Source organism: Qipengyuania qiaonensis (assembly GCF_019711515.1).
In the GTDB taxonomy this organism is placed as follows: domain Bacteria; phylum Pseudomonadota; class Alphaproteobacteria; order Sphingomonadales; family Sphingomonadaceae; genus Qipengyuania; species Qipengyuania qiaonensis.
On the sequence record NZ_JAIGNO010000004.1, the window covers coordinates 196390 to 222115 of the forward strand.

At 63.6% G+C, this 25726-nt stretch carries 24 protein-coding genes; 11 read left to right on the forward strand and 13 right to left on the reverse strand.

What is annotated here, in order from left to right; genetic code table 11:
- Positions 1 to 33: 33 nt before the first annotated feature.
- Positions 34 to 1020, forward strand: a complete 987-nt coding sequence (gene trxB / locus K3174_RS08605) for a thioredoxin-disulfide reductase (RefSeq protein ID WP_221557849.1) — start codon at positions 34 to 36, stop codon at positions 1018 to 1020.
- A gap of 59 nt (positions 1021 to 1079) precedes the next feature.
- Here the strand turns inward: trxB and K3174_RS08610 are convergent, their stop codons facing one another.
- The 5 genes from K3174_RS08610 to K3174_RS08630 form a co-directional block, all read right to left on the reverse strand.
- On the reverse strand, positions 1080 to 1520 hold the full coding sequence (locus tag K3174_RS08610; protein ID WP_221557850.1) for an MAPEG family protein: 441 nt from the start codon (positions 1518 to 1520) through the stop codon (positions 1080 to 1082).
- 14 nt (positions 1521 to 1534) lie between these two features.
- Entirely contained in the window at positions 1535 to 1984 is a 450-nt protein-coding gene (locus K3174_RS08615; RefSeq protein WP_221557851.1) for an MAPEG family protein, read from the reverse strand.
- A gap of 68 nt (positions 1985 to 2052) precedes the next feature.
- Positions 2053 to 2703 (reverse strand): class I SAM-dependent methyltransferase, encoded by a 651-nt coding sequence (locus K3174_RS08620; protein WP_247712016.1) that lies wholly within the window; start codon positions 2701 to 2703, stop codon positions 2053 to 2055.
- Positions 2700 to 3917 (reverse strand): BtaA family protein, encoded by a 1218-nt coding sequence (locus K3174_RS08625; RefSeq protein WP_221557852.1) that lies wholly within the window; start codon positions 3915 to 3917, stop codon positions 2700 to 2702. The genes K3174_RS08620 and K3174_RS08625 overlap by 4 nt, the downstream gene beginning before the upstream one ends.
- 80 nt (positions 3918 to 3997) lie before the next feature.
- Positions 3998 to 4948 carry a threonine ammonia-lyase gene (locus tag K3174_RS08630; RefSeq protein ID WP_221557853.1) on the reverse strand — a complete coding sequence of 317 codons (951 nt, stop codon included), beginning with the start codon at positions 4946 to 4948 and terminating at the stop codon, positions 3998 to 4000.
- 233 nt (positions 4949 to 5181) lie between these two features.
- On the opposite strand from K3174_RS08630, the gene K3174_RS08635 reads away from it, so the two are divergent.
- The 4 genes from K3174_RS08635 to K3174_RS08650 are packed head-to-tail and all read left to right on the forward strand — an operon-like array spanning position 5182 to position 9022.
- On the forward strand, positions 5182 to 6408 hold the full coding sequence (locus K3174_RS08635) for a saccharopine dehydrogenase family protein (RefSeq protein WP_221557854.1): 1227 nt from the start codon (positions 5182 to 5184) through the stop codon (positions 6406 to 6408).
- Positions 6409 to 6438: 30 nt separating this feature from the next.
- Complete coding sequence (locus tag K3174_RS08640; protein ID WP_221557855.1) at positions 6439 to 6849, forward strand: GxxExxY protein; 411 nt, start codon at positions 6439 to 6441, stop codon at positions 6847 to 6849.
- Positions 6850 to 6872: 23 nt separating this feature from the next.
- Entirely contained in the window at positions 6873 to 7844 is a 972-nt protein-coding gene (locus tag K3174_RS08645; protein ID WP_221557856.1) for a peptidyl-alpha-hydroxyglycine alpha-amidating lyase family protein, read from the forward strand.
- Entirely contained in the window at positions 7844 to 9022 is a 1179-nt protein-coding gene (locus K3174_RS08650) for a carboxynorspermidine decarboxylase (protein ID WP_221557857.1), read from the forward strand. Before K3174_RS08645 ends, K3174_RS08650 begins: the two co-directional genes overlap by 1 nt.
- Here K3174_RS08650 and K3174_RS08655 read toward each other — a convergent pair.
- Complete coding sequence (locus K3174_RS08655) at positions 8992 to 10716, reverse strand: GGDEF domain-containing protein (RefSeq protein ID WP_221557858.1); 1725 nt, start codon at positions 10714 to 10716, stop codon at positions 8992 to 8994. The two genes, K3174_RS08650 and K3174_RS08655, sit on opposite strands and share 31 nt — an antisense overlap.
- Positions 10717 to 10977: 261 nt before the next feature.
- Here K3174_RS08655 and K3174_RS08660 point away from each other — a divergent pair, with 261 nt between their 5' ends.
- Complete coding sequence (locus tag K3174_RS08660) at positions 10978 to 12180, forward strand: type III PLP-dependent enzyme (RefSeq protein WP_221557859.1); 1203 nt, start codon at positions 10978 to 10980, stop codon at positions 12178 to 12180.
- Positions 12181 to 12612: 432 nt separating this feature from the next.
- On the opposite strand, the gene K3174_RS08665 is transcribed toward K3174_RS08660, so the two are convergent.
- The 6 genes from K3174_RS08665 to K3174_RS08690 all read right to left on the reverse strand — a co-directional run bounded on the left by K3174_RS08665 (position 12613) and on the right by K3174_RS08690 (position 17930).
- Positions 12613 to 13305: a nitroreductase gene (locus tag K3174_RS08665; protein WP_221557860.1), complete on the reverse strand. Its 693-nt coding sequence runs from the start codon at positions 13303 to 13305 to the stop codon at positions 12613 to 12615.
- A 183-nt stretch (positions 13306 to 13488) separates the two neighbouring features.
- A complete protein-coding gene (locus tag K3174_RS08670; RefSeq protein WP_221557861.1) occupies positions 13489 to 14685 on the reverse strand; it encodes a cell wall hydrolase in 1197 nt (398 codons plus the stop codon).
- A gap of 52 nt (positions 14686 to 14737) precedes the next feature.
- The gene (locus K3174_RS08675; protein WP_221557862.1) at positions 14738 to 15016 is read right to left on the reverse strand and encodes a YdeI/OmpD-associated family protein; all 279 of its coding nucleotides are present in this window, start codon (positions 15014 to 15016) and stop codon (positions 14738 to 14740) included.
- 11 nt (positions 15017 to 15027) lie between these two features.
- Positions 15028 to 16248, reverse strand: a complete 1221-nt coding sequence (hemA, locus tag K3174_RS08680; protein WP_221557863.1) for a 5-aminolevulinate synthase — start codon at positions 16246 to 16248, stop codon at positions 15028 to 15030.
- A 104-nt stretch (positions 16249 to 16352) separates the two neighbouring features.
- Positions 16353 to 17147 carry a glutamate racemase gene (gene murI, locus K3174_RS08685; protein WP_221557864.1) on the reverse strand — a complete coding sequence of 265 codons (795 nt, stop codon included), beginning with the start codon at positions 17145 to 17147 and terminating at the stop codon, positions 16353 to 16355.
- Positions 17148 to 17180: 33 nt separating this feature from the next.
- Positions 17181 to 17930 carry a LuxR C-terminal-related transcriptional regulator gene (locus tag K3174_RS08690; protein ID WP_221557865.1) on the reverse strand — a complete coding sequence of 250 codons (750 nt, stop codon included), beginning with the start codon at positions 17928 to 17930 and terminating at the stop codon, positions 17181 to 17183.
- A 127-nt stretch (positions 17931 to 18057) separates the two neighbouring features.
- Between K3174_RS08690 and plsY the strand changes: the two genes are divergently transcribed.
- The 5 genes from plsY to K3174_RS08715 all read left to right on the forward strand — a co-directional run bounded on the left by plsY (position 18058) and on the right by K3174_RS08715 (position 24826).
- Entirely contained in the window at positions 18058 to 18645 is a 588-nt protein-coding gene (gene plsY / locus K3174_RS08695) for a glycerol-3-phosphate 1-O-acyltransferase PlsY (protein ID WP_247712017.1), read from the forward strand.
- Complete coding sequence (dprA, locus tag K3174_RS08700) at positions 18642 to 19751, forward strand: DNA-processing protein DprA (protein ID WP_221557866.1); 1110 nt, start codon at positions 18642 to 18644, stop codon at positions 19749 to 19751. The genes plsY and dprA overlap by 4 nt, the downstream gene beginning before the upstream one ends.
- 405 nt (positions 19752 to 20156) lie before the next feature.
- The gene (locus K3174_RS08705; protein WP_221557867.1) at positions 20157 to 20681 is read left to right on the forward strand and encodes a hypothetical protein; all 525 of its coding nucleotides are present in this window, start codon (positions 20157 to 20159) and stop codon (positions 20679 to 20681) included.
- A gap of 72 nt (positions 20682 to 20753) precedes the next feature.
- Positions 20754 to 23318, forward strand: a complete 2565-nt coding sequence (topA, locus tag K3174_RS08710) for a type I DNA topoisomerase (protein ID WP_221557868.1) — start codon at positions 20754 to 20756, stop codon at positions 23316 to 23318.
- A 98-nt stretch (positions 23319 to 23416) separates the two neighbouring features.
- Positions 23417 to 24826, forward strand: a complete 1410-nt coding sequence (locus K3174_RS08715) for an MFS transporter (protein WP_221557869.1) — start codon at positions 23417 to 23419, stop codon at positions 24824 to 24826.
- Here K3174_RS08715 and era read toward each other — a convergent pair.
- The gene (gene era / locus K3174_RS08720) at positions 24819 to 25715 is read right to left on the reverse strand and encodes a GTPase Era (protein ID WP_221557870.1); all 897 of its coding nucleotides are present in this window, start codon (positions 25713 to 25715) and stop codon (positions 24819 to 24821) included. The two genes, K3174_RS08715 and era, sit on opposite strands and share 8 nt — an antisense overlap.
- Positions 25716 to 25726: the final 11 nt, after the last annotated feature.

The window sequence follows — 25726 nt, forward strand, 5'->3', positions numbered from 1 at the left end:
GTTTCACCTGTTCAGACTGACGGATTTGACGATATGGCTACCCATCGCACCAAGATGCTCATCATCGGCTCCGGCCCGGCCGGCTATTCTGCGGCCATTTACGGCGCGCGCGCGATGATGGAGCCGATCGTGGTGCAGGGCCTGCAACCGGGCGGCCAGCTGACCATTACCACCGATGTCGAGAACTACCCCGGCTTTGCCGATGTCATCCAGGGGCCCTGGTTGATGGAGCAGATGCAGAAGCAGGCCGAACATGTCGGCACACGGATGATGTGGGACACGATCGTCGATGTCGATGTATCGAACGGCTCGCCCTTCAGGGCAGTAGGGGATAGCGGCGACGAATACATTGCCGATGCGCTGGTGATCGCGACCGGGGCGCAGGCCAAGTGGCTCGGTGTTCCGGGGGAGCAGGCGCTGGGCGGCAAGGGCGTATCGGCCTGTGCCACTTGCGACGGGTTCTTCTATCGCGGCAAGAAGGTCGCGGTAATCGGGGGCGGCAATACGGCGGTCGAGGAGGCGCTCTACCTCACCAATCATTCGGACGATGTGACGCTTATTCACCGCCGCGATGAGCTCAGGGCCGAGAAGATCCTGCAGGAACGCCTGCTCAACCACCCAAAGATCAGTGTGATCTGGAACAAGACGGTCGAGAGTTTCGAGGCAGGCCCGACCGGAGCGCTCGGCCATCTGAAGCTGCGTGATACGGTGACGGGCGAGATGAGCGAATTCGCCACCGAGGGCGCCTTTGTGGCGATCGGCCACGCGCCTGCTACCGAACTGTTCAAGGGCAAGCTGCCGATGGACGCGGGCGGTTATTTGTTGACCGAAGCGGGTTCGCCCAAAACCGAGGTTCCCGGCGTGTTTGCCGCGGGAGATGTGACCGATCAGGTCTATCGCCAGGCGGTCACGGCTGCAGGCATGGGCTGCATGGCCGCGCTCGATGCCGAGCGCTTCCTTGCCAATCTCGAGATCGACGCGGACGGCCATGCACATGCAGCCAAGGAAGCTGCGGAATAGGCCAAGCTGCCCGGTTATCGCCGGGAGCCGGTTGGGCCTGCCGATTACCGGCGGGCCAGCTACATATGGATGTCGAAGACTGCGATTGCCGCGTGGAATATCAGAGCGATCAATGCGAAGCTCGACAAGGCAAACAGCACGAACCGCACCAGCACGACATTCGCAGTTGCCTGAACGAGCGAGTGAGTGATCCGCAAGCCGACATAGATCCACGCGATCAGCGCGTTCATTCCATCGCCCCAGCCGATCATCGCCAGCAATAGCGCGACAGCGTAGAACAGTGTCGGCGCTTCATGCAGGTGATTATAGTTGTCGGCCTTCCAGTTGGCCGAGTCCGGCAGCTTATCGCGCAGGCTGGCACCCGTCGATCCGACCATCCTGGTGCCTTCTATCCCGGCTTTCGACATAGCCGGGATGCGGGTGGCGTACATCCATATCCACATGATCATCGTCCATGCCATGAGCACGATGACGGGTTGGAGGATTTGCGATTCGATCATCGAGTTCATCTCCGTCAGGCCGGCGCAAGGGCGGGGTCGTGAAACAGCGCCAATACCAGCGCGCGATAGGCGAGGTAGATCAGCGCAAATGTAGATACGAGGAACAGCAGGAACCGTATGCGAACGATATTGACCGTCGCCTGCCAGATCGAATGAACGATGCGCAGGGCGACATAGGCCCAGGCGAACACGATATCGAGCGCAGTCGCACCGAGCAGCGCGATGATAACGCTGGCGGCATAGAACAGCGTCGGCTGTTCCATAAGATGCGCATAATTATGCGCCTTCCAGTTAATCCGGTCGTCGATCACGCCTTCGAGATCCTGTCCGCGACCGCCGGGCTTGGCATTGGCGAGCCCGCCCGCCTTGTTCAAGGCCGGCAGACGGGTGAATGCCATCCAGAACAATACGATCAGCGACCATGCGACAAGCACCGCCGCCGGCGCGAGCATTTGGGCTAGCATCTGTGAATTCTCCCCTTCGACCCGTGGTTTCGAGACTGCGGATGTCGCGGAAGATTGTCAATTGCAACCTAGCCGGGCGGGCGTCGCAAGGTGGCGCGCTGGAAGTAGTCCCACGGGCCGGTCTCGAATTCGCAATCGAGCGCGTTGATGGCGCAGGCGCGCAGCGTAGCCTCATGGAGTTCGACACGCGGGCTGACGTGGAACCGCGCGAGCCAGCTACGCAGTGCTTCGGCAAAAGGTACCGGCATGGTAGCAAGCGGACCGAAATCGACGACGTGCAACGATCCACCCGGAGCGAGGAGGCGGGCGGCGTGCTGAAGGGCGCCTTCCCAATCGGGGATCATCGACAGCGAATAGGATAGCACCACGCGATCGAACGATCCGCGTCCGAAGGTCGCGACTGGATCGAAACTGCACGCGTCGCCCTGAGCCAGTCGCGCGCCGGGCCCCAGCGTATCGCGCGCGCTCTTGAGCATCTCTTCGCTGATATCGAGGCCGTGTGCGACCGTTCCCGGCCAGCGCCGGCGGATCGCCGCGAGATTGCGCCCCGTTCCGCACGCGATTTCCAGAACCGTCGCCCCGCTTGGCGCGTCCAAATGCTCGATCAGACCATCGCGGCCGAACAGGTAGTACTTGCGGGTAATGTCGTAGATGTGCCGCTGGCCGCGGTAGATCCCGTCCATCAGCGCGGCGTGGCTCGCCGCCTGTACCTCGCTCATCCAGCGAACTCGTAGAGGTGCACGCCGCCATAGATGGACGACCGGTCACGCGCCGTCAGCTCGGCGGATCGGGCCGCGTGATAGGTCCAGCGTTCGAGCAGGCCGTCGTTTAGCCGGCCCGGCAGCAGGCTCGGTTCGGCGGCAGTGCGGAACAGTACGCGAGCGCCGGGGCGGGCGGTGCGGATGATCTGCGCCCACAGCTCGTTGAGCTGGCGGTCGTCCATCCAGTCCTGCGCGTCGAGCAGCACGTAGCGATCTTGGCTGCGCGCATCGCTGCTGCGCAGATAGTCGACCATGTTGGCGTTGCGCACGTCGAGCCGGTCGATCCGCGCCTGCATGGCGCCCCAGTTACGGCGTTCCAGATAGGGCGGCAGCGGGGCAGCGGCGCAGCGGTCGTAACCGCGCCCGAAGGCCTGCCAGGCGAAGTAGTTGTCCTGCACCGAGAAGTCGCAGGCGAGCTTTTCGAGCCGGCGCTTGAGCACCACCGCCATCTTCTCGTCCCCGGCCAGCGCCTTGTACTGCGCCGGCGGGATGCCGAGGCCGAAGAGCGAGGCCGGGTGGTCGGTCAGCCAGCGGACGAACTTCTTGTCGAACACCGGTGCCAGCTCGGCTTCGAACACGGCGCGCTGGTCTTCCAGCGATCCGGCTTCGAGCACGCGCGCTAGGTCGATGCGATAGAGCTTGGCGGCGAGGTGTGCGATGCCGATGAACCCGCCCAGGAGCCCCTGGCGATAGATGCCGCGCGTAAAGTGGCCGATGCGTTTGCGCCCCGTGAGATCGCGGCTTTCCCAGTATTTGCGGCTTTCCCGATCGAGATGCGGAGCGATCATTGTCTTGTAGACGGCGCCGTTTTCCTTGTGATCGGCTTCGGCGAAGAAGCGGCGGAAGCGTTCGTAATTGGGCAGGTTGCGGATCGCCGCGATCTTGAGCTTGCCCAGCGCGACATGGGCGCGGTTGAGATCGACCGCCACCACTTCCGCCGGGTCGGCAGTGAGGTAGGAGAGGGCATTGCAACTGCCGCTGGCGATGCACATCACGCGCATGCCGGGGCCGATTTCCAGCCCTTCCATATCGACGACCGGATCTTCCCAGATTTGCGCGTAGACCAGCCCCTTGAAGGCCAGCGCGAATGCCCTGTCGAGCAGCTTCTCGCCCGGTTTCGCATCCTTGCGGACCACCGCGTCGTCGATGATCCGTTTTGCCACTACCGCCATGAACACAAGCCTTCGGAAAGTTACGATCTGCCTTCGTCCCTAGGTCGCGCGCATGTCGCTCGTATGACGGTTTCCACAGCCTAGCCGCGCAGCGTTCCGGCATAGCTTCCGGCATCGGTGTTGCCGCCGGTCAGCATGATGACGGTGTCCTCGTCCACCGGCACCTTGCCGGCCAGCACGGCCGCCAGCGCCGCCGCCCCGCCGGGTTCGGCGACGAGGTTGAGCCGGGCGAAGGCGAAGCGCTGCGCCGCGCGTACTTCCTCGTCGGTCACGGCAACGCCCGGCTCGGCACGGCCCTGCAGCACGCTCATATTGATCGGCTTGGTGGCATCGGGCTGGAGCGCATCGCAGATGGTGGTTGGCGGGTTTTCGCCCACTCGCACGATCTCCCCCGCCGCAAGCGACTGGCCAACCATGTCCCAGCCGGCGGGTTCGACTATATGGATGGCGCTGTCCGGGCAGGCGAGGGCCAATCCCGCCGCGAGCCCGCCGCCACCGCAGCAGGCGACGAGGCGCGATGGCGCGCGCGCCAGCTGCGCTGCTGCTTCGATCCCTGCGCTGCCCTGTCCTTCGATCACCCAAGGATCGCCGAAAGCATGGACGAGCACAGCGCCGCGTTCCTCGATCAGCCTGGCGGCAACCTCGTCGCGGTCTTCGCCGGGCCGGTCGTACGGCACGATTTCCGCGCCCAGTGCTTGTGTAGCCTCCAGCTTCACGCGCGGCGCATTGCGCGGCATGACAATGGTTGCGGCGATACCGAGGCGTCGCGCCGCCCATGCGACGCCCTGTGCGTGATTACCCGAAGATACGGCGACGACCCCGCGCGATCTTTCTTCCTCGCTGAGATTGGACAGCCGCCACCAGCCGCCGCGAATCTTGAACGCGCCGACGGGTTGCAGGCTCTCCGCCTTCACATGGCACCCGATGCCGCCGATCTCGATTGGCAGGAGCGGAGTGGGCGGCAGGATCGCGGCGATCGAGCGGGCGGCCGCCAGCACGCCATCGCGAGTCGGTATGCGCGGATCGTTCATCGGTTCGTCGCTCCAGCGGAACACATGGACCGCATGTTACACTGTACAAGGGAGAAAAAGTCCGGGGCCCTCGATGAGCGGCAAAGGCAGCGGGCGAGGGAGGAGAAGAGCGTGGTCATACGCTGCCCTATGCCGAATTTCGCCGGAGTAGGAAACGAGAGTGGCGGATCGATTGGCGCGGCTGGTGCATTTCGCTAGGGGACCGCCAAGATTCGAATTCGGAGAATATACACATGTCGACAGTCCTCGTGATCGGTGCCGGCGGCGTCAGCTCGGTCTGCGTCCACAAGATGGCGATGAACCCCGATATCTTTTCGGAAATCCATCTTGCGAGCCGGACGAAGAGCAAGTGCGATGCGATCGCCGCTTCGGTGAAAGAACGCACGGGCGTGGATGTGAGCACCTACGGGATCGACGCCGAGGAAGTCCCGGCGATGGTCAATCTGATCCGCAAGCTGGGTCCGGAACTGGTCGTCAATCTGGCCCTGCCCTATCAGGACCTGCCGATCATGGATGCCTGTCTCGAAGCGGGTGTCGCCTATCTCGACACCGCGAATTACGAGCCCAAGGACGAAGCCAAGTTCGAATATCACTGGCAATGGGCGTATCATGATCGCTTCAAGGAAGCCGGCCTGATGGCGCTGCTGGGGTCGGGCTTCGATCCGGGCGTGACCAGCGTATTCACCATGTGGCTCAAGAAGCACAAGCTCAAGACCATCCGCCAGCTCGACATTCTCGATTGCAATGGCGGCTATCACGGCCAGGCCTTCGCCACGAATTTCAACCCGGAAATCAACATCCGCGAAGTGACCGCGCCCGCGCGTCACTGGGAAAACGGCCAGTTCGTCGAGACCCCGGCAATGGCCAAGCGTGTCGAATTCGACTTCGAGGAAGTCGGGCCGAAGAACATGTACATGATGTATCACGAGGAACTGGAAAGCCTCGCCAAGTTCAACCCGGAAATGGAGCGCGCGCGCTTCTGGATGACCTTCGGCGACGAGTACATCAAGCACCTGACCGTGCTACAGAATGTCGGCATGACGCGGATCGATCCGATCAAGTACAAGGGTCAGGAAATCATTCCGCTGCAGTTCCTCGCCGCCGTGCTGCCCAAGCCCGAAACGCTGGGCGAAACGACCAAGGGCAACACCAATATCGGCGTGATCGCGACCGGCGAAGCGCTCGACGGCCCAAATGGTGAAAAGGGGGGCGAGAAGACGTTCTACATCAACAACATCTGCTCGCACGAGGCGGCATACGAGGAGACCGGCAACCAGGCGGTTTCCTATACCACCGGCGTTCCCGCGATGATCGGTTCCGCCATGATGGTGACCGGCAAGTGGAGCGGAGACGGTGTGTTCAACATGGAAGAGATGGACCCCGATCCCTTCATGGACATGTTGAACGGACATGGCCTGCCGTGGCAGGTGAAGGAACTGGACGGGCCGGTGGATTTCTGATCGCTCTTTGATTCACACGAAGACAAGAAGATGCCCCGCGAAGACGATCTTGAGCACCTAGCCAGCCGCGTGATCGACTGCGGATACCATCTTCATCGTGATCTTGGACCTGGACTTCTCGAGACCGCTTACGAGGCATTGATGGCGGAAATGCTTCGTCGAGCTGGGTTCGGCGTCGAACGGCAAGTAGCAGTTCCCCTCCGCTATCAGGATGTGGTTGTAGACAACGCGTTCAAGATCGAACTGCTCGTGGAGGGGCGCCTTGTCGTCGAGTTGAAATCGGTCGAAAAACTGATCCCGGTACATGGAAAACAGGTTCTCACCTATCTGCGGTTGATGAACCTGCCGCTGGGGCTTCTCATGAATTTCGGACAGGGCACTTTCAAGGAGGGCCTGCGGCGCATCGCCAACAATTATCGCGGCGAGATCCCGAAGCGATGACATCTTCGTGTCTTCGTGTGAGGATGAAACATGCTCTGACCGGCTATCTTGCAGCGGCGCTCGTCCTATCAGGCTGCTCTTCTGCGCCGGCGCCCGAAGATGCGCCGCGCGCCGAGGTGAATGGCGACTGGGCTCAGGTTCCCGACGGCACTGCTTGGGGCGAAGTGAGTGCGGTCGATACCGACAGTCATGGCCACATCTTCGTGCTTCAGCGTGCTGGCCGTGTGTGGGAAGAACCGTTTCCGTCCGACCCGATCGCCGAGCCAGTGGTGTTCATGTTTGCCCGCGACGGCAAGCTGCTTGCCAGCTGGGGTGCGGGCGAAACGGTCATGCCACACGGACTCTCGGTCGACGAGGCGGACAAGGTCTGGATTACCGACGTACAACGCGAACAAGTGCTGCGCTTCTCGCATGACGGCGAACGCGAGATGGCTATCGGGAAACGTGGCGGATCGGACGATCTTCCCGGCCATTTCGGCAGGCCAGCCGACATCGCATTCTCGGGCGACAAGGTATTCGTTGCCGATGGCTATGCGAACTCGCGCATCGCCGTGTTCGACAGGCAGGGAAATTTCGTCCGCCAATGGGGCCGCGAAGGCTCCGGTGCTGAAGGGCTTGCCATTCCGCACTCGGTGGCGGTGAACAACGGCAAGGTGTATGTCGCCGACCGCGAAAACGCGCGGATCAAGATATTCGGCGAGGATGGCGAACTTATCGACACCTTCGATACGCCCGGCCATCCCTATGCCGTCAAGCCGCTGCGAAATGGCTATTTCCTCTCGGTCGAGGGTCGCGATAGGGCCGACCGGGCGGGGGCGATCATTCGCGTGTGGCGTCCCGGCGGGACGATCGAACGCGTGCTCGACGCGCGTGGCGAAGGTCCGACCAAGGGGCATGACCTTGCGATCGGCGCGGACGGCACAATCTATCTTGCCGACCCCGAAGGTAGCCGCGTGCTGACCTTCGAACTGGCCCAGAATACGGAAGACGAATAATGGAAACCAAAGCCGGCGATCCCGGAGCCTTTGCGCAGTTCGGCCTCGACCGCGTATCCTCGCCCGCCTTTGTGGTGGATGCGGCGAAGCTGCGCGCCAATTGCCAGGTGCTGGCGGATATCCGCGACGAGGCGGACATCAAGGTGCTCGCCGCGCTCAAGGCCTTCTCCATGTGGTCGACGGCGCCGATCATCGGCGAGTATCTCGACGGGGTATGCACCTCCGGCCTGTGGGAAGCGCGGCTCGCGAGCGAATTCTACGATGGCGAGATCGCGACCTACTCCGCGGCGTACAAGCCGGAAGAACTGGAAGAGGTTTGCCGCCTGTCCGACCACGTGATCTTCAACTCGCCCGGCCAGTTGGAACGCGCCACGTTGATCCTCGAACAGGCGAGGGCGGCGGGGCAGGATTTCGACGTCGGGCTGCGTATCAATCCGATGCATGCCACGGGCGAGGTGCCGCGTTACGATCCGTCGAGCCCCGGCAGCCGGCTCGGCTTTCCGCTCGATCAGCTGACGCCCGAGATCATGGCGCAGGTCGACGGAATCCATTTCCACAATCTGTGCGAACAGGATTTCGAGCCGCTCCATGCGACATGGGACAAGGTGTTCGACGCGATCGAGCCGTGGTTCGGGCAGCTCAAATGGATCAATATGGGCGGCGGCCACCACATCACCCGCGCCGATTATCAGCGCGAGGAGCTGGTCGAGTTCCTGCGCGATGCCAAGGAAGATACGGGCGCGGAAATCTATCTCGAGCCGGGCGAGGCGGTGGCACTCGATGCGGGCATTCTCGTCGGGACGATACTCGATACGGGCTTCAACGAACTGCCCGTGGCGGTGGCGGACATTTCGGCGACCTGCCACATGCCCGACGTGATCGAAGCGCCCTATCGCCCCGCCATGCTCGGCGAGAGTGTCGACCACGAGACGCCGGAAGTGCGCATCGGCGGCCCGTCCTGCCTCGCCGGCGACGTGATCGGCGATTATCGGATTCCCGGCGGCGCGGAGGTCGGCAAGCGTTTCGCCTTTCTCGACCAGGCGCATTATTCGATGGTCAAGACGAACACCTTCAACGGCGTCCAGCTTCCCGCGATCTACCTCTGGGACAGCGAAACCGACCAGCTCGAGCTGGTGAAGGAGTTCGGTTACGAGACCTTCCGCGACCGGTTGAGCTGAAGCGGCAGGAGCGGGGCGGCGTCCGGATGTTCCGGCGCGGGAGTCCGCCGATCGAAGCACAGCCGGTCACGGCCGCCGCGCTTGGCGCTGTAGAGCAGCAGGTCGGCCTCGCGATAGCTCGTGGCGGGGTCTGCCGGATCGACCTGCGCCAGGCCCACACTCGCCGTTACCGGGTCGTCGAGCCCGGGAACCTGCGCGTCGATCACATAGGGAATTTCGCGACGTACCCGGTCGAGGTCCAGCGCCGCGCGTTCGACGTGGTCTGTCTGCAGAACGACCGCGAATTCCTCCCCGCCCAGGCGCCAGGCGCCTACGAACGTACCGTCGGCCATTTCGCGCCGCAGCAAATCGCCGATCGCTTCGAGCACGCAGTCGCCCGTCGCATGGCCATAAGTGTCGTTGACCGATTTGAAGCGATCGATGTCGATCAGGCCGAGCATTTCGCCGTCCTGCCATTCGCGCGCATCGTAGTCGCGCCGATTGCCGAGTTCGGTCAACGCGTCGTAGCGCGCCTCGCGCGCGAGATCGGTGCTGGCGGCCAGAGCTGCATCGCGCTCGCGGCGCAGCATATTCACGCGCCATCCGACCGCGGCCATCAGCGCCGCCGCCTCGAATGCGAGAGCAAGATAGAAACCGAAATCGGCGATGGGCGGAAGCGAATACAAGCCAAGATTGCGAGCCAGGCGTTCGATCGCGAACAGGAACGGCACGCTCCACGCCAGCGCGAAAACGCGCGCGGCCTCGCTGCCTCGATGCCAGGCCAGACCCGTCGCCACCAGTGTGACGACCGCGCCGGGGATGAAGGACAGATTGTAGGCGGTTCGCAGGCTGACGTCGAACAGGGCCCCCAATGGCAGGAAGAAGCCCGCGGCGAATGCCAGCAAGCCGCAGGCGATGGTCAGGCGGCGCATGCGCGGCCCCAGCATCTCGGGTTCGAAAAAGGCGAGCGCAAAGGGGGCCAGCAGGGCGATGGCCCAGGCGACGGCGGCATAGGATACGACCGACCGCGCCCACAGCGAAAGGTCCGGGGCAACCAGAAAGACCAGCGATCCCGAAGTTGCGACATAGACCGCCAGCAGCAGCGAAAAGGCGAAGTGGAGGGCTGCGAACCGGCGGCGCAGCGCCAGCGTCATGAAGCCGCTCACCACGGCGGTGAGCAGCAGCATGCCAATGACGATGCCGAGGAGTACCAGCGAGCCCGTCCGGTCGAGCGCGGCCGCCTTGGCGGGAACCACCCTGAGACTGTCTGCGACATCCGGCCCCAGAGGCCGGTCCACGCGCACATAGAGCGGCCCTTTGCCGTCGAATTCGGAGAGTGGCAGCGCGAACCGCGTCCCCGTGGTCCAGTTTTGCGCCAGAGTCGCGGGATCGATGACCCGCGTCATCATGCTGTCATCGGCCAGTGTCCGCGCCAATAGCAGGCCATCGGATGCCATGGCATCGCCGATAAGAACGGGATCGTCGGCAGAGACTGCCTCCGCAGGGATGCGCACCCAGCTATGCTTGCCGCGCGCATCGGCCTTGACCGTATTGCAGCGCCAGTCCGGTGCGGAAGCAGCTTCTTCTGCGGTCAGAACCTTGTCCGAGGGGAGGATGCATTTACCCGCTCCCTCGGCGGCGCGCGTCGCCCCGGCCGATATGGCAAAGCCGGCGACCGCCAGCAGAATCAGCAGATGATGAAACACGCGTCCCATTGCAGCGGCGCTAGCAGCAGATGTTTGCCTGTCGGTTAACCTTTGATCGAATTGGAGATAGTCGTATTTATCGCCTCTCGCTCCATCGCAGCTCAGGCCCGCCGCGCCCCGACGGCGGTTGCAATCCTGTCGTAACATTTCACTTGCGATTCATGAGCCACGATTTATATGCGCCGCTCCCGCTGCCCCAAGGGGACTTCCTAACCGCAAGGCAGCTTGTCGTTTCATGGTCCGCAAGGGCCGTTTAGGGGGTCCCTTGAGTTGCAGCATTTCCCTGAAGCCCGGTCCGTAGTTCGCGCTCTCGCGCCCGACGAACCCGTCATTCTGAACCGCCCGCACGCCGCTGCGCGCGCCGCCCGCTTCTTCGTCGAGAAGTTTCCGGGCAAGTCGCTCTATGCGGTGAAGGCCAATCCCTCGCCCGATCTGTTGCAGATCCTGTGGGACAACGGCGTGACGCATTACGATGTCGCGTCGATCGCCGAAGTGCGGCTGGTCCGCGCGACGCTACCCGACGCGACGCTGTGCTTCATGCACCCAGTGAAGGCTCCGAGCGCGATCCGCGAGGCCTATCATCAGCACGGCGTGCGCACTTTCAGCCTCGACAGCGTGGAAGAGCTAGAGAAGATCGTCGGCGCTTGCCGTGGCGAGGATGGCGAACCGGCGCAGGATTTGCGCCTGTGCATCCGCCTGCGCGTCTCTTCCGAATATTCCGAGCTGAGCCTGGCATCGAAGTTCGGCTGCGACCTCACCGAAGCGCCTGCGCTCTTGCAGGAAGCGCGCCAGCATGCCGACTGGCTCGGCGTGTGCTTCCATGTGGGCAGCCAGGCGATGACGCCTTTCGCTTATGTCCAGGCGCTCGAGCGGGTGCGTATCGCCATCGGCGAAGCATCGGTGGTCATCGACATGATCGATGTCGGCGGCGGCTTTCCCTCGGTCTATCCGGGAATGGAGCCCCCGCCGCTGGAAGACTATTTCCAGATCATCCACCAGAACTTCTACAACCTGCCGATCGCCTACAACGCGGAGCTGTGGTGCGAACCCGGCCGTGCGCTGTGCGCGGAATACAGTTCGCTGATCGTGAAGGTGGAGAAGCGCCGCGGTGACGAGCTCTACATCAATGACGGCGCGTATGGCGCGCTGTTCGATGCGGCACATGTCGACTGGAAGTTCCCCGTGCGTGCGCTGGAAGACGACCTGATCAAGCCCGAGATGGATTTCGCCTTCTACGGCCCGACCTGCGACGATGCGGATTACATGCAGGGGCCCTTCGCGCTGCCCGAGGACATTCAGGCCGGCGACTACATCGAGATCGGCATGCTCGGCGCATATGGCGCGGCGATGAAGACCGATTTCAACGGCTTCGGCGCGGCAGAGCGGATCGTGGTCGAGGATGAGCCGATGGCGAGCCTTTACGACGGTAGCCGCGCACGCCCGGCGGCCGACAATGTGGTGAGCCTGCGCTAAATCGTAGATAGCTGAGGATGAGAAAGGGCCGACAGGACGGCTTTCCGTCCTGCTGACCCTTCCTTCAGTGCAACCCGAGACAAGCTACGGGCAATCCGGCTCTCCGGCCGTTTTCGCGATCTGGTCGTAACTCAGACATTGGGAGTTGTCGGACGTGGCGTTCGGGGGCCATCCTGGCGCGTCTTCTTGGGGCCTTGCTCCGGCGCGGCGGCACCAAGCAATCCCGTAAACGACCCGGTCGGGACCTGAAGAATACTCTTTTTCATGTCTCACATCTTTGCAGGGGCTGGATCGATGCGCGAGATCAAGCCTTTTCGGGCCCGATTGCCGTCTAAACCTTGCTGTCAGATGAACGGATTACGGCTCGTCGCAGCTTGTGAACGGCGAGCCGATGAAGTGTTTCAACAATGCGGGCAAAGCGTGGGCCGGTCCTCAGGGGAAGCCCACGAATCTCGCGGCCTCGTGCACACTCTTGCGTTCGCTGACCACTGCATTTGCAGGAAAATTCTCGTCGGGCCAGCCCATGGCCACGGCCTTCATAATGACCTGGTCGTCCGGTATCCCGGCATGTTCGCGCACCACCGGGCTTTGCATGATGCCCTGCGAGTTGATCACGCAGCCGAGGCCGCGCGACCATGCGGCGTTCACCAGCGCAGTGGTGACCGCCCCACAATCGAAAGGTGTGTCGTCACTGTCCGACAATTCGCGATCATAGGTCACAATCACGCAGACCGGGGCATCGAACTGACGAAAACCGCGCAAGACCCAGTCCTGCCGCTTCTCCTTGTCGTCGCGCGCGATGCCCATGGCGCCGAATAGTTGCTTGGCCACGCCGACCTGACGTTCACGGTGTACGCCCGCAAAGGGCTCTCCACGGCGAAATTCACGGCTGTCGGGTTCGCCGGCCAGAATACGTTCGGTATTGCCCTTGCGTATCCGATCGAGCGGCTCGCCCGTGATGATATGGAAATGCCAGGGCTGCGTGTTCATCGAAGTCGGCGAACGCATGGCGAGGGTGAGAACTTCCTCGATCACCGCGCGCGGCACCGGCTTGTCGAGATAGCCCCGGATGGATCGACGGCCCATCACCACCTCTTCATAGGTCATGTCCGGGTTGCCGCTCATCCTCATTCTCCGTCGCTTTGCTGCGCCGGATTAGCGCGGCATCGCACAAGCGCAAAATACGCTACGGCATGGCTCGAAAGGGCCATGTCCAGCCTCGACAATCCCGGCAAACGTTCCGGGACGAGCCCTACAGTTCAAACTCGTCATGCTGCCATATGGCGTGGTGGGACACTGCGCGCAGGCTCAGGGAATGCGTGGCAGGCACCGGGCGGTGACTGGCTGTGCAATAAATCCGCAGTCGACATAGATTGTTTCTGCATTCCCCGCCCGCTCTGGCAGGAAGCTGAAGCGCAGCGTGCGGCGCGCCTCGCCCGATAGTGGAAGCTCGCCTGGGATATTCGCCGCGTCGTCCCACCCGTAAACCTGGCAATAGCGATCCCCCGGGCACAGCGCGCGGGCGCGCTCGACGAGAGCGTCGGGGGAATCGCTGCGTGCAACGAGAACGAAATGCACGCCGGGTCCGGGTGAGGCGGGCGGCGTTCCGGCGGTCGCGGGGCCGGGGGACGACGTGGATTGGCCGGTAATGCTGCGCACTGCCTCGCCGCCCTGCAACAGCGTGGGCAGCGGGTTGGCCGCGGCGACGGCCTGTGCCGTTGTGCGCAGCGCCGTCCAGTCCGGCTCGTCCCCACGGTAGCGGGCCGAGAGGGCATTTCCGCTGCCCCAGAACCCGCGCCACCGGAAGAAAATATGCGGGCCGACCTTGGCCACCTTGTCGAGCTTGTCGCTCCACCAGGGATAGACGTAGTCGGCGTGGAAATGGGTCGCATTGCCGATAGTCGCGTCGGTTGCGCCATCCAGCATGGCATCGGCCCGGGCCCGCGCCATGCGCCATGCTGCATCGGAATAGCGCCGCGCCAGCGAACCGTCGCAGGTGAAGCTGAACTGGCAGCCAGTGGGCCGCTGCGAACCTTCGAACACTACGCCGCAGATCGTTTTGGCGAAAGCCGGATGGCGAGCGCGGTTGAGAACGACCTGCATCACTGCGCGCTGGTCTTCATTGCCGCCGCCGGCCTCGGCCATACCGGCCAGCGCCAGGCAATCGCGGGCCCGGATGCGGTCCGCGGAACTGCCCACGAACCTGAATGGCCGTGCAGAGCCGGGACCGATGGAAGCGAAGTCGACCGCCGCATTGCGCGACTTTGCATCCGCCGCATCCAGTTCGCTGGTTACCACTGTGTCTTCGGCAGTGGCGGGAAGGGCGGCAACCTCTGCTGCCGAAGTGCCGGCAACGGTCTTTGCGGGGCCGGAATTCTGGGGACTTGACGGTAAATTGCCGAACAGGCCCAGGCCAAGAAACGGCACGAGGACGAGTGCGCCAAACGCCAGCATGGGCACGACCTGTCGCGGCCTGCGCGAAGGATCCTGCGGGTCGTCGTCCATCACGCCGGTCCAGCGGCAGTTGCGGGGATAGCCACGAGGGCCGGACGCGAGATTATGCCTCGACCCATTTCCGCGCACTTTCGCGGCGATGCGGACAACCCGGCCAGCAGCATGGGCGCTTCTTGCCGCCGAGAATGTCCTCCTGCAGCCGCGCACGCCGCTTTTCGCGGGTGGCCTCCTGCTTTGCGGAAATGGTCCAGCAGATCCATTCGTTGCGCGCGAGCGGAGTGAGCATCCGCCATTTTTCCGCGAGTGCCGTGTTCCCTTCGAGCATGGCTTTCAGCTCGGAAGGGGTTTCGTGCCGGAAATCGGGGTTAGCGGCTGCCGCCATCGGCCGTCGGCCTATGCCGCCTTGCGCAGTTCCAGTTCCAGCCGATCCCATATCTCGACCAGCGCGTTGACGAGCTCGTCCATCATCGCTTCGGTATGGGCAGGCCCGGGCGTGAAGCGCAGGCGTTCGGTTCCGCGCGGAACGGTCGGGAAATTGATCGGCTGAACGTAGACGCCGTATTCGGCGAGCAGGATGTCGCTGATCTTCTTGGCGCGGACGGGATCGCCGACCATCAGCGGGACGATGTGGGTCACGCTGGGCATCACCGGCAGGCCGGCATCGCGCATCTTCTGCTTGAGCAGTTCCGCGGCTGCCTGCTGACCTTCACGCTCGACGCTGGAACCCTTAAGATGACGCACCGCTGCCAGCACGCCGGCTACCAGCGCCGGACTGAGCGAGGTGGTGAAGATGAAGCCGGGCGCGTAGCTGCGGATGCAGTCGACGATCTTCCTGTCGGCAGCGATATAGCCGCCCATCACGCCGAACGCCTTGCCCAGCGTCCCTTCGATGATGTCGATCCGGTGCGCGGCCTCGTCACGCTCCGAAATGCCGCCGCCGCGCGCGCCGTACATGCCGACGGCATGAACCTCGTCGATATAGGTCAGGGCGTTGTACTTCTCGGCAAGATCGCAGATCGCGTGAATCGGCGCGATATCGCCATCCATCGAATAGACGCTCTCGAAAGCGATCAGCTTGGGCGTCGCTTCGTCTTCTGCGGCGAGGAGTTCCTCGAGATGTTCGAGGTCGTTGTGGCGGAAGACACGCTTCTCGCAGCCGGAGTTGCGGATGCCGGCGATCATGCTGGCATGGTTCAGCTCGTCGGAAAAGATCACGCAGCCGGGCAGCAGCTTGGCCACGGTCGACAGCGTTGCATCGTTGGACACGTAACCGCTGGTGAACAGCAGCGCCGCATTCTTGCCGTGCAGGTCCGAAAGTTCCGCTTCGAGCTGGACGTGGTAATGGGTGTTGCCGCCGATATTCCGCGTGCCGCCCGATCCCGCGCCGACATCGTGCAGCGCCTCTTCCATCGCCTCGATCACCTTGGGATGCTGACCCATGGCGAGATAGTCGTTCGAACACCATACGGTGACCGGCTTGGGGCCGTTATGCCCGGCAAAGCAGCGCGCATTGGGAAAGGCGCCCTTGTTGCGCAGGATGTCGATGAAGACGCGATATCGCCCTTCCTCGTGCAGCCGGGCAATCGCTTCGTCGAAAATCTGGTCGTAGTTCACTCGGGATGGGCCCCGTCACGGCACCGCTCAAGCGGCTGGATCGTCGGGCGACATAGGCAGAAAACCGGCGAAATTCCACCGCGATCTTTGCGAATCATTCGCGATTAAAACCGCTCAAGACGATCGATCCCATAGGTGGAGAAGGCATCTGTCAGGCGTTCGAAATCGGCCAGGTCCCCGGTAGTCACCGCGCGGTCGGGTGCCGTGCGCGCGAAGCTTTGCCCATCGGTCAGGTAAGCGATCCGCCGGGCAATACCTTTTGCGCCATCGACGAAAGTGACGGGGCGATCGAACACTTCGCCCAGCTCCTGTTCGAGCAGGGGGAAGTGCGTGCAGGCCTGCACAACCGTATCGATCCGATCCGCCCCCGCTTGCGCAAGAAGCCCGGCCAGTGCCCCGCGCACTTCCTCCGCCGCCACCGTTCCACCGCGCAGCTTGCGCTCGGCCAGAGCGACGAGTTCCGGGGTGCCGTGGCGCAGCATCCGCTTGCCTCCGGCGAACCTGGCCTCGAGATCGTCGACATAAGGCTGGCGCACCGTCGCCGCCGTGCCGAGGACGGCAAACGTCCCGGTCCTGGTAGTCGCGGCGGCCGGTTTGATCGCCGGCACCGTTCCCACGATCGGCGTTTCGAGCACGTCGCGCACCATGCCGAGCGCGATCGTGCTGGCCGTGTTGCAGGCGATGCAGATCAGCCGCGGCTGCCAGCGTTCCGCCATGCGGCCCAGCAGCCCGGCGACGCGCGCCGCGACCTCCGCTTCGCTTTTCTCGCCATAGGGCAGCCCCGCCATGTCGGCGGCGTAGATGACCGGCGCTTGCGGCAGGAGCCGGCGCAATTCGCCCAGCACGGTCAGCCCGCCGACGCCGGAATCGAACAGGAGTATGGGAGCGGCGGGGCTCATGCCGGCAGCGCATGGCCCCGCGCGAGCCGGTCGTCAATTGCTGTGCGGCGCCTTGGCGAACGGGTTCGGACCATTGATCGACTTGCGCAGACCATCGAACCAGATCTCGTATTCGGCGAAGTCGATCTTGCCGTCGGAATTGCTGTCGGCCTGCGAAAGCGGGGCCATCTTCGCCATTCCCGGCACGCTTCCGTCGGCTTCGGGGCGCTCCTGAACCATAACGTGGCGGTCCGGCCCGATCTCATCGCGTTCGATTGCACCGGAACTGTTCTTGTCGAGCATCGCGAAGGCTTTGGCGATGGCCTCATTGGGGTTGGCGCCATCGTTCAGGGTGGACGCTGTGATCCGCATTCCGGGCTTGATCGTCGGCGCGTCTGCTGCCGGCGCGCTGGTCAGTGCGAGGGAAATGGCAGTGGCAAGAAGAAGGCTCATCAGAATTACTCCGGGAACCGTGAGAAGGCCTTGCCGCAGCCCGGGGGTTCCCATCGCAGGGGCGGCATAGGCTCCTGACTGACCTCCCGGCCTCATCGCGGATAGGTCCGGCGCGCCGGATACGGTTCGACCGTAGTCGCTCGCGCCTGCCAGAAGCCGGGCCGCTTCGAGCGAACTCGCCACACCGAGTTTCTGCCGTGCCGACTTGAGCCGCTTCTCCACCGCGTGATGGGTTATGCCGAGGTCGAGCGCGATCTCCTTCGCCGTCGCGTGGGACAGCCATCTGTCCAGGCACTCGCGCTCCTTCTCGGTCAGGCGCGCGATGGCATCGTCTCTCTCGGCATCGGTCATCGCGGCGAAATTCTAGCCGCCTGGTCCGGTACCGCAAGGTACGGTCGGCTGGTACCGTTACGCTTTGCTCGAAAATGGCGGCAGCCAGAGCTTCGCGATCACCGATCGTCGCGCTATGTGCCGCGGTATGGATTCGCTTTTCCCTGCCCTGCTGGGCTATCTCATCGGATCGATCCCTTTCGGCCTGCTGCTGACCAAGGCCGCGGGGATGGGTGACGTCCGCAAGATCGGTTCGGGCAATATCGGGGCGACCAATGTTCTGCGGACGGGCAATAAGGGCCTCGCCGCGGCGACCTTGCTGCTCGATCTTGCCAAGGGTTTGGCCCCGGTGGTCATCGCGGGCCAGATCTGGGGCGAAGTTGCGATGGCCTTTGCCGCCGGGGCTGCCGTGCTGGGGCATTGCTTCCCCGTCTGGCTCGGCTTCAAGGGGGGGAAGGGCGTGGCGACCAATGCCGGCGTTTCCTTCGGCCTCGCCTGGCCGGTAGGCCTCGCCTACGCATTCGTCTGGCTCAGCATTCTGGCGATCTTCCGCATTTCCTCGCTCGCAGGGATGGCGGCCGTGGTCGCCGCCGCCGCCGCGGCGCCATTGTTCGGCTACCCACAATTCTTTCCCGTCCTCGCGGCGATAGCCTTGCTGATCGTCTACCTGCACCGGAGCAATATTACGCGGCTGATGAAGGGCGAGGAGCCCCGGGTCGGCGGCTCCAAGGGGTGAACGCGCCTGCACATCCGGCGCTTTCGCAGGAGGAAGCGTTCGCCCGCATCCGGTTGCTGCGCTCGCCCAATATCGGGCCGGTCAGCTATGCCATGCTGCTCCGGCGCTTCGGCACCGCTGCCGAGGCGCTGGGAGCGCTGCCCGATCTCGGCAAACGGGGCGGGCGGCAATATCGTGCGATCGCGGCGGACAAGGTCGAACGCGAGGTCGAGGCGGTGCGCAGGGCGGGAGCGAAATACCTCTTCCACGATCAACCCGATTATCCCGCATTGCTCGGCGAAATCGAAGGTGCGCCGCCCATCCTGACGTGGCGCGGCGATCTGTCGCTGGCGAGCAAGCCGTGCGTCGCGATGGTCGGTGCCCGCAATGCCAGCGCGGCGGCGGTCAAGCTGGCGCGCGATTTCGCCAAGGGATTGGCGGAAGCGGGCTTCACCGTCGTCTCGGGGCTTGCCCGCGGTATCGACGGCGCGGCGCATGAAGGCGCTTTTCCGGCCACGATCGGCGTGATCGCCAGCGGGATCGACATCGTCTATCCGCCGCAGCATGAAGCCTTGCAAGAGCGCATCGCCAGCGAATGCCTGCTGCTCGCCGAACAGCCGCCGGGTACGGAGCCGCGCGGCAGCCACTTCCCCAGCCGCAACCGCATCATCGCCGGATTGGCGGGCGGCACGCTGGTGGTGGAGGCGGCGGTGAAATCCGGCAGCTTGATCACCGCGCGGCTGGCGGGCGAGGCGGGGCGGGAGGTCATGGCGATACCCGGCAGCCCGCTGGAGCCGCGCAGCCACGGCTGCAACCACCTGATCCGCGAAGGCGCCGTGCTGGTGCAGTCGCCGGAGGACGTGGTGGAACTGCTTTCGACATTCACTGGCGAGCCGCGCTCGACCTTCCGCGAACCTGCCACCGGTTTCGACTTCGAGCCCGGTGAACTGGCCGAGGCCGAACCCGCCGACATCGCCAGCTTGCTTACCAACGCCCCGGTGGGTGTCGACGAGCTGATCCGCCAGTCGGGCGACAGCTCGGCGGCAGTGCAACTGGCGCTGTTGGAACTGGAGATCGCTGGGCGACTTGAGCGACATGCGGGTGGGCGGGTGAGTTTGGCAGGTTAGGATTCGCGCAGAGATCGCGGAGGAGCGGAAATCGCCGAGAACGAAAGAGAAAGGTTGATTCACACAAAGACACGAAGATGTTTTGCGCTGAGCGGCGAAGACGCTCACACAGCTTACGTCGTTTCCACATAAGGCGCGGCTGTGCCGCGAGAGCAATATCTTCGTGTCTTTGTGTGAGACAATCCCCTCCGCGATTTTCGCCTTTCCGCGGCCTCTGCGCGAAACAATTGTGTCGCTCTAAATAATAAAGGTTTATCGCTCCATTATATCTGGGTCGAAATTAGACCTGAATCAGGCAAACTTCTGCTTGACGCAAATTGCGCCGTGATACCATCCTTATAAATATCCAAAGGAAAGACGCATTGTGACAAATGGGTATTACAGGGGACACCATTGATCCGTTCCATGACATTCAATCAACGCATGGCCGCTGTGATCTTCCTGATCTTCGCCGTCGGCTATCTGCTGGCCGCTGAAGTTACAGGTCATGGTCGGGCGGGCGAGACCATCGTCGCACTGCTGGCATGGCAAGTCATTTGGGCGGTTTTGGCGCTCATAGGTCTGGCAGTCGCAGTCGCGCAGATTTTCTTTCGGCCGGGTGATGTGAGCGGGCGCCGGGCGTGGCTGGACCGGTTTTTGCCGATCCTGGCGCTCGCAATCGCTGTGCCGCTTGGCGGGTGGCTGGTCGGCGAGCGCTATCGCCTGATGCAACTCGATTTCGCCCGTGATTATAGGACGGAGCTATCCGGCGCTGCGCCAAGTGCGGTGACTTATTGGGAAGGCATGCCAGACGGCGGCATCGCCATCGTTCGCTCGCCGGGCCGCGATCCCGCGACTCTTCCGCAAACAAAGATGCTTGACCTTACGGGCGAGCGGATCAAATCCTGCCGTGCGCTTGATGCCCAACTATGGTCGTGCCATTTCGATTAGCCGCTTGACGCCCTCTCAACCCCACCCCCATCTTCGCGCGTGCACATACGCGTAGGGAATGCCTCACTTCACATGCAACTCGTCATCGTAGAATCGCCGGCCAAGGCGAAAACCATCGAGAAATATCTGGGCAAGGACTTCAAGGTTCTGGCCAGCTACGGCCATGTCCGCGACCTGCCGCCCAAGGATGGCAGCGTGCGACCGGACGAGGGTTTCGAGATGGACTGGGAACTCTACCGGGACAAGCAGAAGCGCTTCAAGGAGATCGCCGACAACGCCAAGAAGGCCGACCGCCTGATCCTCGCCACCGACCCCGACCGCGAGGGCGAGGCGATTTCTTGGCATGTCCGCGAGCTGTTGCAGAAGCGCAAGGCGCTGCCTGCCGATGTCGAACGCGTCACCTTCAACGCGATCACCAAACAGGCCGTGACCGACGCGATGAAGGCGCCGCGCGATCTCGATCAGGATCTGATCGACGCCTATCTCGCCCGCCGCGCGCTCGATTATCTCTACGGTTTCACGCTCAGCCCGGTGCTGTGGCGCCGCCTGCCGGGGGCCAAGAGCGCGGGCCGCGTCCAGTCGGTCGCGCTGCGGCTGATCGTCGACCGCGAGATCGAGATCGAACATTTCCGCGCCGACGAATACTGGTCGGTCATCGCCAAGCTGCAGCATGACGGGACCGAGTTCGACGCGCGGCTGGTCAAGTTCGACGGCGAGAAGCTCGACAAGCTGACGCTCGGCAATGAAGGCAGCGCCATGGCCGCGAAAAAGGCGGTCGAAGCGGCGAATTTCACCGTCGAGGAGGTCGAAACCAAGCCGTTCAAGCGCAATCCCGCGCCCCCGTTCACCACGTCGACCTTGCAACAGGAGGCCGCGCGCAAGCTGGGCTTCTCGGCCAGCCACACCATGCGGCTGGCGCAGTCGCTCTACGAAGCGGGCGCGATCACCTATATGCGGACCGACGGCGTGAGCATGGATGGCAGCGCGATTGCCGCCTGCCGCAAGGCGGTATCCGATCGCTATGGCGGTCACGCGCTTCCCGACAGCCCGCGCATGTACAAGACGAAGGCCAAGAACGCGCAGGAAGCGCACGAGGCGATCCGCCCGACCGACTTCAACCGCGACCGTGCGGGATCGGGCGACGAAGGCAAGCTCTACGATCTGATCTTCAAGCGCGCCATGGCCAGCCAGATGGCCGCCGCCAGCCTCGAACGCACCAGCGTCACTTTGCGCGACGTGACCGGGCAGCACGAACTGCGCGCCACCGGCCAGGTGGTGAAATATCCCGGCTTCCTCGCCGTCTATCAGGAAGGCCGCGACGATGCCGACGATGATGAGGACGGCCTGCTGCCGACCATCTCGAAGGGCGACAGCCCGCTCAAGAAGGGTGTCGACGCCAATCAGCACTTCACCCAGCCGCCGCCGCGCTTTTCCGAGGCCAGCCTGGTCAAGCGGCTCGAGGAACTCGGCATCGGCCGCCCATCGACCTATGCCAGCACCATCCAGACGCTGCGCGATCGCAACTATGTGCGGATGGAGAAAAACCGTTTCTTTGCCGAGGAATCGGGCCGCCTGCTGACGGCTTTTCTCGAGCGTTTCTTCCCGCAATATGTCGCCTTCGACTATACTGCAGGGCTCGAGGACGAACTCGATATCGTGTCCGACGGCAAGGAGGACTGGAAGAAGCTGCTCGAAGCCTTCTGGCGCGACTTCAAGCCCAAGACCGAAGAGGTGATGGACAGGAAGCCCTCGGAAGTGACCGAGGTGCTCGACGATTTCCTCGCCGATTATCTTTTCCCCGAACGCGCCGACGGCAAGGACCGGCGTCATTGCCCGCTCTGCGAGACCGAAGGTCGCGACGGCGGACGGCTGGCGCTGCGGGGAGGGCGCTATGGTGCCTTCGTCGCCTGCGCCAACTATCCCGAATGCACATACACCCGCCAGTTCGCCAAGCCGGGCGGCGCCGATGGCGACGATGGCGCGGATGACGGCGTCATGGGCGAAGACCCCGAGACCGGCCTGCCGGTCGAGCGCAAAAGCGGCCGCTTCGGCCCCTATGTCCAGTTGGGCGAGGGCAAGGACGCCAAGCGCGCGAGCATTCCCAAGGATCTCGACGATTTCGATCTCGAATGGGCATTGAAGCTGCTCGGCCTGCCGCGCATCGTGGGGGCACATCCCGAAACCGGCAAGGAAATCGAAGCAGCGATAGGACGTTACGGGCCCTATCTCCGTCATGACGGCAAGTACGGCAAGCTCTCCTCGACACAGGAGGTATTCGATGTCGGCATGAACCGCGCGGTCGATATCCTGGCGCAGGCAGCCAACCGCAAGGGCGGCGGGCGCGGCAAGGCGGAACCGATCAAGACCCTGGGCGAACACCCGACGAGCGGCGGCGAGATGAAGGTCATGCCGGGCCGCTACGGTCCCTATGTCACCGATGGCACGACCAATGCGACGATCCCGAAGGACATGAAACCCGAAGACGTCACCGACGCGCAGGCCATCGAACTGATCGACGCCCGCGCGGCGAAAGGGCCGGCGAAGAAGAAGACAACGCGCAAGAAAGCGGCTCCGAAGAAGAAGGCCCCGGCCAAGAAGAAGGCGGCCCCGAAGAAGGAGGGGGCAGCGAAGAAGTAGTCTTCCGGCTTCGGCGATGCGCTTGACGGAAAGGGGGGGGGCAGCCGATTTCCCTCCTGCCGTCGGGCACCGAGCCGGTCGCTCGCCGTTTCCTCTCCATGCTGCGCCAGCCCAACGCCGATCCAACCCGCTCTCATCGCCAGCCGGGCGAGGAGGACGGTCTCCCCATGCCCCGCCGGATCTGGGCGGTTGTGGCGATCAGTTTTGGCACAGCGCTATTCGTGCTCGATGGGAGCGTAGCCAATGTAGCGCTGCCGACCATCGGCCGCGAACTTGGCGTTTCGAACGGCGTGGTGACCAATGTAGTGACCGTTTACCAACTCGTGCTGGTGATGGCGCTGTTGCCCTTTTCCAGCATGGGCGACCGCATCGGGCATCGCACGCTTTACCAGATCGGGCAGCTGATCTTCCTTGTTGCGTCGGCACTGACTTTTTTCGTCGAGGATTTTGCCATGCTGCTCGGCGTGCGCGCCTTTCAGGCGCTTGGGGCGGGAATGGCTCTGAGCGTTTCGGCGGCAATGCTGCGCGATATCTATCCTTCGAAGAGCCTGGGTAGTGGAATGGGGATCAACAGCGTGGTCGTTGCAAGCGCCGGGGCCATCGCGCCGACGCTGGGCGGGTTTCTGGTCGAGCATCTCGACTGGCGCTGGGTGTTCATCGTCGGCGCGCCGGCCGCTGCGCTGTCGTTGCTGGTCGGGCGCAGCCTACCAGATCCGGTGCGCCATCACGATCGCAAGCCCGAGCGGATCGGCGGGGCCTGGAATGCGCTGACCGTGCTGCTGCTGATCGGTGGGGTGCAATGGGCGACGCATGCCGAGAACTGGTGGCCGGGCACGGTGGCGACGGCGATGGGCGTTCTATCGCTCATTTTCCTTGTGCGTTACGAGCGGGCGCGCGCCAACCCGGTGCTGCCGATCGACCTGCTGGCGAGACCGGTACTCGGGCTCTCTGCGCTGGCGGCGGTAGCAGCATTCATGGCCAGCGGATCGCTGCTGATCGCGCTGCCCTTCCTGTTCGAGCAATCCTTCGGTTACCCGCCCGATCAGGTCGGCTTGCTGCTATTGCCGTTTCCGCTGACACTGCTGTTCGTCGCTCCGGCGGCGGGCTGGCTGTCGGACCGCGTGGATGCCACCAAGCTGGGGGTCGTGGGGATGACGCTGGCCATTGCCGGCCTCGTGCTGCTGATGCTGATGCCGGACAACCCAGGTGCTTTTCCGATCGCCTGGCGGCTGGCGCTGACCGCGCTGGGCTTCGGCCTCTTCATCGCTCCCAATTCGCGGCTGTTGATCGGTCAGGCTCCACGCGCTCGCTCGGCCGCCGCCGGAGGCATGCTCTCGACCTCGCGTTTGCTCGGCCAGACGCTGGGTGCGGCGCTGGTCGGCGTGTTGCTCGCTCAGGGGCTGGGACAAGGCCCGGCACCGATGATCGCCGCAATCGTGCTATGTGTCGTCGCTGTGGCCTGCGGCCTCGCGCGGTTCAATGCGGTGCGGCAAGAGCCTGCTACCTGACCCAATCCAGCCCCATTTCCTCGAACATTTCCTTGTCCTCGCTCCACCTCTCGTCGGTCTTGACGTGCAGGAACAGGTGGACCTTCTGGCCCAGCAGTTCGCTCAATTCCTTGCGCGCGGCTTCGCCGATGGCCTTGATCTTCGACCCGCCCTTGCCGAGCACGATGGCGCGCTGGTTGTCGCGCATCACCACGATCTGCTGGTGGATCTCAACGCTGCCATCGGGGCGCTGGATGTATTTTTCGGGCCGCACCGCGCTGTCATAGGGCAGTTCCTCGTGCAATTGGCGGTAGAGCTGCTCGCGGGTGATTTCGGTGGCCAGCAGACGCTCGCTCGCGTCGCTCACCTGATCCTCGGGATACATCCACGGACCTTCGGGCATCATGCCCGCCAGCGCGGCTTTCATTTCCGGCACGCCATCGCCGGTCAGGGCAGAGACGAAATAGATTTCGGCGAAATCGACCTTGCTGCCGAGCTCCTGAGCAAGCGCAAGCAGCGGTTCCTTTTTCGCCACATCGACCTTGTTCAGCACCAGAATCTTGCGTTCGGGGCGCTGATCGAGCGCTTGAATGACAGGTTCCAGTTCGTGCCGACGCTGCTTGACCGGGTCGACCAGCAGCAACACCGCGTCGGCGGCCTCCGCGCCTTCCCACGCGGCGCTGACCATGGCGCGGTCGAGCCGACGCTTGGGCGCAAAGATGCCGGGGGTGTCGACCAGGATCATCTGGGTAGGGCCCTCCAGCGCGATACCCATCATGCGCGCACGGGTTGTCTGCGCCTTCGCGGAGGTGATCGCCACCTTCTGCCCGACGAGCTGGTTCACTAGGGTACTCTTGCCTGAATTGGGCGCGCCGAGGACGGCGACGACGCCGCATCTGGTATCCGTCATAGTCTCACCTG

What these genes read in the sequence shown, in the direction of transcription:
- K3174_RS08675 (WP_221557862.1), bottom strand. Translation starts at nt 15,016, where the DNA reads ATGGCGGCAGCCGCTAACCCCGATTTCCGGCACGAAACCCCTTCCGAG.
- K3174_RS08635 (WP_221557854.1), top strand. Translation starts at nt 5,182, where the DNA reads ATGTCGACAGTCCTCGTGATCGGTGCCGGCGGCGTCAGCTCGGTCTGC.
- K3174_RS08610 (WP_221557850.1), bottom strand. Translation starts at nt 1,520, where the DNA reads ATGATCGAATCGCAAATCCTCCAACCCGTCATCGTGCTCATGGCATGG.
- K3174_RS08620 (WP_247712016.1), bottom strand. Translation starts at nt 2,703, where the DNA reads ATGAGCGAGGTACAGGCGGCGAGCCACGCCGCGCTGATGGACGGGATC.
- K3174_RS08615 (WP_221557851.1), bottom strand. Translation starts at nt 1,984, where the DNA reads ATGCTAGCCCAAATGCTCGCGCCGGCGGCGGTGCTTGTCGCATGGTCG.
- murI (WP_221557864.1), bottom strand. Translation starts at nt 17,147, where the DNA reads ATGAGCCCCGCCGCTCCCATACTCCTGTTCGATTCCGGCGTCGGCGGG.
- topA (WP_221557868.1), top strand. Translation starts at nt 20,754, where the DNA reads ATGCAACTCGTCATCGTAGAATCGCCGGCCAAGGCGAAAACCATCGAG.
- K3174_RS08640 (WP_221557855.1), top strand. Translation starts at nt 6,439, where the DNA reads ATGCCCCGCGAAGACGATCTTGAGCACCTAGCCAGCCGCGTGATCGAC.
- K3174_RS08715 (WP_221557869.1), top strand. Translation starts at nt 23,417, where the DNA reads ATGCTGCGCCAGCCCAACGCCGATCCAACCCGCTCTCATCGCCAGCCG.
- K3174_RS08630 (WP_221557853.1), bottom strand. Translation starts at nt 4,948, where the DNA reads ATGAACGATCCGCGCATACCGACTCGCGATGGCGTGCTGGCGGCCGCC.
- K3174_RS08665 (WP_221557860.1), bottom strand. Translation starts at nt 13,305, where the DNA reads ATGAGCGGCAACCCGGACATGACCTATGAAGAGGTGGTGATGGGCCGT.
- K3174_RS08650 (WP_221557857.1), top strand. Translation starts at nt 7,844, where the DNA reads ATGGAAACCAAAGCCGGCGATCCCGGAGCCTTTGCGCAGTTCGGCCTC.
- trxB (WP_221557849.1), top strand. Translation starts at nt 34, where the DNA reads ATGGCTACCCATCGCACCAAGATGCTCATCATCGGCTCCGGCCCGGCC.
- K3174_RS08705 (WP_221557867.1), top strand. Translation starts at nt 20,157, where the DNA reads ATGACATTCAATCAACGCATGGCCGCTGTGATCTTCCTGATCTTCGCC.
- K3174_RS08670 (WP_221557861.1), bottom strand. Translation starts at nt 14,685, where the DNA reads ATGGACGACGACCCGCAGGATCCTTCGCGCAGGCCGCGACAGGTCGTG.
- plsY (WP_247712017.1), top strand. Translation starts at nt 18,058, where the DNA reads ATGGATTCGCTTTTCCCTGCCCTGCTGGGCTATCTCATCGGATCGATC.
- K3174_RS08690 (WP_221557865.1), bottom strand. Translation starts at nt 17,930, where the DNA reads ATGACCGATGCCGAGAGAGACGATGCCATCGCGCGCCTGACCGAGAAG.
- K3174_RS08655 (WP_221557858.1), bottom strand. Translation starts at nt 10,716, where the DNA reads ATGGGACGCGTGTTTCATCATCTGCTGATTCTGCTGGCGGTCGCCGGC.
- K3174_RS08645 (WP_221557856.1), top strand. Translation starts at nt 6,873, where the DNA reads ATGAAACATGCTCTGACCGGCTATCTTGCAGCGGCGCTCGTCCTATCA.
- era (WP_221557870.1), bottom strand. Translation starts at nt 25,715, where the DNA reads ATGACGGATACCAGATGCGGCGTCGTCGCCGTCCTCGGCGCGCCCAAT.
- K3174_RS08625 (WP_221557852.1), bottom strand. Translation starts at nt 3,917, where the DNA reads ATGGCGGTAGTGGCAAAACGGATCATCGACGACGCGGTGGTCCGCAAG.